This window comes from Mycobacterium sp., from assembly GCF_044342925.1.
Classification (GTDB): domain Bacteria; phylum Actinomycetota; class Actinomycetes; order Mycobacteriales; family Mycobacteriaceae; genus Mycobacterium.
The window spans coordinates 1-6002 of the sequence record NZ_JBIIOV010000184.1 but is presented as its reverse complement, the minus strand read 5'-3'; the positions used below and the strand labels follow the sequence as shown (position 1 = coordinate 6002).

The following is a 6002-nucleotide window of genomic DNA, read 5'->3' as shown; positions in this document are numbered from 1 at the left end:
CTTGTTAACGGATTCGAGGGGTTGCATTAACAGATCAGTAACAAATCTGTTGACAGGCGCGCCGATGAATGTAGATTGCCTATGTGATCCAGACCACGGGCCACCGAGGTTTACGACTCCCCCAGGGTGTGCAGGGGAGTGCTGACCCGAACTTCGCTTGCGCGGTGCGCGGGTTCGCGGCCCTATTCCCCCACGCCCGTCTCGGCGGGGGTGCCCTCTCGGTCTACCTCGACGGCGAGCCGGTGGTGGACGTATGGACCGGGTACTCGGATCGCCGCGGCCGACGGCCCTGGACCGCCGACACCGCTCCGATGGTGTTCTCGGCGACCAAGGGCGTGGCGTCGGTGGTCATCCACCGCCTCGCTGATCGTGGCCTGATCGACTACGACGCCCCCGTCTCCGAGTACTGGCCGGCGTTCGGCGCGAACGGCAAGGCCGAGATCACCGTCCGGGACGTGATGCGACACCGAGCCGGACTTTCCCATCTGCGCGGGGTCCGCAACCGTGACTTGTTCGACCACCGGCGCATGGAGGAGCGGATCGCCGCGGCCCCGCCCGGACGTCACTTCGGCAAGTCGGCCTACCACGCACTGACCTACGGGTGGCTGCTGTCCGGTCTCGCCCGCTCGGTCACCGGCCGGGGCATGCGCGAGTTGATGCGCAGCGAGGTCGCCGCGCCGCTCAACACCGACGGCGTCCATCTCGGCCGGCCGCCGGCCGACGCGCCGACCAAGGCCGCCCGGTTCATCGGATCTCAGATGAACCTTCCCAATCCGGTGTTCAACGTCCTCGCCCCGGCCGTCGCCGGGATCGAGTTGTCCGCCGCCTTCGGCGCGATGTACGTCCCGGGCGTGAAATCGCTGGTGCAGCGGGATGTTCCGATGTTGGACACCGAGCTTCCGTCGGCGAACGGCGTCATCACCGCCCGGGCTATGGCCCGGATGTACGGCGCAATCGCCAACGGCGGCATCATCGACGGCCAGCGTTACCTGTCGGCGGATCGCGTCGCCATGCTCGCCGGTCGTCGGAACCTTCGGCCGGACCGCAACCTGATCCTGCCGATGGCGTTCCACCTCGGCTTCCACGGACTGGCCATTCCGGGCGTGCTGCCCGGCTTCGGGCACGTCGGCCTCTGCGGGTCGTTCGGCTGGGCAATCCCCGAAGAGGGCCTGTCCTTCTCCCTGGTGCACAACCGGCTCTCGACACCGCTCGTGATGTCGGATCAGACCGGCTTCGTCGGAACCTCGGCGCTGGTGCGCCTCGGGGCGGCGGCCGCCCGTAAGCGTGGCTTCCAGCCGGTGACTGAGCATGGATCGCCGTTCGGACCGATGCTCGCCGGCGCGGTGGCGGGCTAGTTTCTTCCCCGGTCGGCATCCCGACAGGACGCCAGCCCCCGGATGCCGTCCGGGCACGCGATACACTCGCGGTCCACAGGCGTCGATCCGGCCATCACCGGGGAGCCTTCGGAAGAACAGCCGCACCAGCGGCCCAGTAGAACCGAACGGGTGGCCCGTCACAGCCGCAATGAGCGACGTACGTCCCCTCACCACGGGGAGCGTGCGTAAGCGGGGTGGTACCGCGGCTCTCGCGCGTAGCGCGACGTCGTCCCCGTGCCCGAGACGGCACAGGAGACGACGCGTGACCGAGCAGACCGGCTACCCCAGGACCGCCGGCGGTTCCCCGGACTTCCCCGCCCTGGAGCGCGACGTGCTGGCCCACTGGGCCGACGACGACACCTTCCGGGCCAGCGTGGCCCGCCGCGACGGTGCCCCCGAGTACGTCTTCTACGACGGCCCGCCGTTCGCCAACGGCCTGCCGCACTACGGGCATCTGCTCACCGGCTACGTCAAGGACATCGTGCCTCGCTACCGCACCATGCGCGGCTACAAGGTGGAGCGCCGGTTCGGCTGGGACACCCACGGGCTGCCCGCCGAACTGGAGGTGCAGCGCCAGCTCGGCATCACCGACAAGGCCCAGATCGAGCAGATGGGCATCGGGGCGTTCAACGACGCCTGCCGCGACTCGGTGCTCAAATACACCAACGAGTGGCGCGCTTATGTCACCCGCCAAGCCCGCTGGGTGGACTTCGACAACGACTACAAGACCCTGGATCCCTCCTTCATGGAGTCGGTCATCTGGGCGTTCAAACAGTTGTGGGACAAGGGATTGGCCTACGAGGGCGTGCGGGTGCTGCCCTACTGCTGGAACGACGAGACCCCGCTGTCGGCGCACGAACTGCGGATGGACGACGACGTCTACCAGCGCCGCCAGGACCCAGCCATCACAGTGGGATTCCGGGTAGACCAACCGGATTCCGACCTTGATGGCGCTTACCTGCTGGTGTGGACCACGACGCCGTGGACGTTGCCGTCCAACCAGGCGGTGGCGGTCAACCCCGAGGTGGACTACGTCGTGATCGAGGTGGACGGCCGTCGGTACGTGATGGCCCGGGCCCGGGTGGCGGCCTACGCCCGCGAGCTGGGGGAGGAGCCGCAGATCGTGGGCAGCTACACCGGCGAGCAGTTGCTGGGGCTGCGGTACGCACCGCCGTTCCCATATTTCGTAAACTCCGCCACCGCTTTTCAGGTTTTGCCGGGTGACTTCGTCACCACCGAGGACGGCACCGGCGTGGTGCACATGGCCCCGGCCTACGGCGAAGACGACAAGGCCACCACCGACACCGTCGGCATCGTGCCGGTGACGCCGGTCGACGCCAAGGGCCGGTTCGACTCCACTGTCCCGGACTATCAGGGCCTGCAGGTCTTCGACGCCAACCCGCAAATCATCCGCGACCTCAAGAACGGGACCGGCGCGGCGGCCGTCAACGCCCCGGTGCTGATCCGGCACGAGACCTACGACCACCCGTACCCGCATTGCTGGCGGTGCCGCAATCCGCTGATCTACCGGGCGGTGTCGTCGTGGTTCGTTCGCGTCACCGAATTCCGTGACCGCATGGTCGAACTCAACCAGCAGATCACCTGGTATCCCGAGCATGTCAAGGACGGCCAGTTCGGCAAGTGGCTGTCCAATGCCAGGGACTGGTCGATCTCCCGGAACCGCTACTGGGGCACCCCGATTCCGGTCTGGGTGTCCGACGACCCGGCCTATCCCCGGATCGATGTCTACGGCAGCCTGGATGAACTGGAGCGCGACTTCGGGGTGCGGCCGACAAACCTGCACCGGCCCTACATCGACGAGCTGACCCGGCCCAACCCCGACGACCCGACCGGCATGGCCACCATGCGGCGCATCGAGGACGTCTTCGACGTCTGGTTCGACTCCGGCTCCATGCCGTACGGGCAGGTGCACTACCCGTTCGAGAACGCCGACTGGTTCCTGGGTGGGGCGGACGAGGAAGCGCATTTCCCCGGCGACTTCATCGTGGAGTACATCGGCCAGACCCGCGGCTGGTTCTACACCCTGCATGTGCTGGCCACCGCGCTGTTCGACCGTCCGGCCTTTAAAACCTGTGTTGCCCACGGCATCGTGCTGGGCAACGACGGGCAGAAGATGAGCAAGTCACTGCGCAACTACCCTGACGTGAACGAGGTGTTCGACCGCGACGGCTCCGATGCCATGCGCTGGTTCCTGATGGCTTCGCCGATTCTGCGGGGCGGCAACCTGATCGTCACCGAGCAGGGCATCCGCGAGGGTGTGCGTCAGGTGCTGCTGCCGCTGTGGAACGCCTATAGCTTCCTCGCGCTGTACGCGCGTGAGAAGGGAACGTGGCGCACCGACTCCACTAATGTGCTCGACCGCTACATCCTGGCTAAACTCGCCGTGCTGCGCGACGACCTCACCGCCGCGCTGGACATCTGCGACATTTCCGGTGCCTGCGAGCAACTGCGTCAGTTCACCGAGGCACTGACGAACTGGTATGTGCGCCGGTCGCGTTCGCGGTTTTGGAATGAGGACCGCGACGCCATCGACACCCTGCACACGGTGCTGGAGGTCGCCACTAGGCTGGCGGCCCCGCTGCTTCCGATGGCGTGCGAGGTGATCTGGCGCGGCATCACGGGGGAGCGGTCGGTGCACCTGGCCGACTGGCCGGCCGAGGATCTGCTGCCACCGGAGCCCGACCTCGTCGCGGCGATGGACCAGGTGCGCGAGGTGTGCTCGGCGGCGTCGTCGCTGCGCAAGGCCAAGAAACTGCGGGTGCGCCTGCCGCTGCCGAAAATCACTGTCGCGGTGGAGAACCCGCACCACCTGCAGCCGTTCAGCGGTCTGATCGCCGACGAGCTCAACGTCAAGGCCGTCGAACTCACCGACGACATCGCCGCGCACGGCCGGTTCGATCTGACCGTCAACGCCCGCGCCGCCGGCCCCCGGCTGGGCAAGTCGGTGCAGGACGCCATCAAGGCGGTCAAGGCCGGCTACGGCGTGCTCAACCCCGACGGCACCCTGAGCGCCGGGGAGGTCGTTCTGCAGGAGGGGGAGTACGAGTCCAAACTCGTCGCCGCCGATCCGGATTGCACCGCCGCCCTGCCCGGCGGCGCCGGCCTGGTCGTGCTCGACGACACCGTCACCGAAGAACTGGAGGCGGAGGGCTGGGCGAAGGACCGTATTCGCGAACTACAGGACCTGCGCAAGTCCACCGGGCTGGATGTCAGCGACCGGATCACCGTCGTCATGGCGGTTCCAGACGCGCACGCCGACTGGGCGCACACTCACCGCGACCTGATCGCGCGGGAAATCCTGGCCACCGGTTTCGAATTCGGCGATCCGAGCGACGGCGTGCAGATCGGCGATGGCGTGCGGGTGGCGATCGCGAAGGCGTGAGCGGTGCGTCGCGCGCCGGACACGAGACTTAGATCGGCTTCCAATCCCGGTCTATCAGGGCCTCGACGGTCTTGGCGCCGTAGACGTGTTTGCCTGTTGTGTCCTTGAGGTCCAAGTCCGGCGTGTGTTGAGGTGCCCCGTGGGACGGTTGGCCTTGGGTTGCGATTAGGAAGAAGCCCGCGCCCTTAGGGCCTTTGACGATCGCCAGCGACTGGGCGAACCGGTCGTTGAACGTGTTGCCGTGGGAATCCTTTTGCGTCGCAACGTGATCGTTGAGCAGGATGAACGGGTTGGTGTTGATGTCGTCCACATGGGCGATGCGATAGACGTACGTGTCGTCTTTGCCCTGCTCATCTTTGGTGGCGAGGATGTAGAGGTTTCTGTTCCAGGTGCTTAGTCCGAGCTTCGTCATGTCGAGGTTGTCCAACTGGGTCCGGACGTCGCTCTTGAGAACGGTCAGGTGAAAGTGCAGTTGGTCCTGGGTTCGTCCGTCCATGGAGTTGACGCTCACCAAGACCTTGGGTTCGCGCAGGTTCAGGCCCTTCGCCTTATCCCAGGCGGATGTCCAGTAGTTCTGGGCTTGGGGATCGACGACCTTCGGGCATTCGATGCCCTTGATGCGGGTCTTGGCGACCAGAAGTCCGTTGTAGGCGCCTTTGAACCCCAGGACGTTGCCGCCGAAAACCACGTACTCGTGGTGGAGAGGGTCCGGCGCCTTCTGGGCGCCGTCCCACCACAACTTATCGCGGTCGGTGTGATCGTCGTCCCTGCCGCAGTCGGAGGGTGGGGTGTAGCCGGAGCCAGCCATGGAATCTCCTCAGGAACGTTGGTCAAAATCCGCGATCGGTTACCTCAGTATCACCGCAAAACAGGCGGGCCGTCGGAAGGGCATTTGAAGCGCGCTGACCCGCCGGCCCTGCGGGGAGGTCATGTGCCCCGCCTTCCCGGCGGTGGAGCTGCCGTCACGCGGAGGGGTGTTCTGGGCTGCGAAGCTCCTCAGCCCCATTGAGTTGTGCTCCGCCCGGGATAGCCTGCAGAGGTGTCGCGCTGGGTGCTGCATTTCGACATGGATGCGTTCTTCGCCTCCGTCGAGCAGCTGACCCGGCCGACCTTGCGGGGCCGGCCGGTGCTGGTCGGCGGCACGGGCGGCCGGGGAGTGGTGGCCGGCGCCAGCTACGAGGCCCGCGCCTTCGGCGCCCGCTCGGCCATGCCGGTGCATCAGG

4 protein-coding genes are annotated in these 6002 nt (G+C 66.6%); 3 read left to right on the top strand and 1 reads right to left on the bottom strand.

Going from position 1 to position 6002, the window contains the following annotated elements; translation table 11 throughout:
- Nucleotides 1-74: 74 nt before the first annotated feature.
- Both lipL and ileS read left to right on the top strand, forming a co-directional pair.
- Nucleotides 75-1355, top strand: coding sequence for an esterase/beta-lactamase LipL (gene lipL / locus ADBZ6I_RS15315; RefSeq protein ID WP_526385316.1), 1281 nt, complete (start codon nt 75-77; stop codon nt 1353-1355).
- A gap of 283 nt (nt 1356-1638) precedes the next feature.
- Nucleotides 1639-4779: an isoleucine--tRNA ligase gene (gene ileS / locus ADBZ6I_RS15310; RefSeq protein ID WP_526385312.1), complete on the top strand. Its 3141-nt coding sequence runs from the start codon at nt 1639-1641 to the stop codon at nt 4777-4779.
- Between the two features lie 28 nt (nt 4780-4807).
- Here ileS and ADBZ6I_RS15305 read toward each other — a convergent pair whose 3' ends face one another.
- Nucleotides 4808-5587, bottom strand: coding sequence for a CDP-diacylglycerol diphosphatase (locus tag ADBZ6I_RS15305; protein ID WP_526385310.1), 780 nt, complete (start codon nt 5585-5587; stop codon nt 4808-4810).
- A gap of 258 nt (nt 5588-5845) precedes the next feature.
- On the opposite strand from ADBZ6I_RS15305, the gene ADBZ6I_RS15300 reads away from it, so the two are divergent.
- The coding region (locus ADBZ6I_RS15300) for a Y-family DNA polymerase (RefSeq protein ID WP_526385314.1) at nt 5846-6002 on the top strand (157 nt) is incomplete at its 3' end.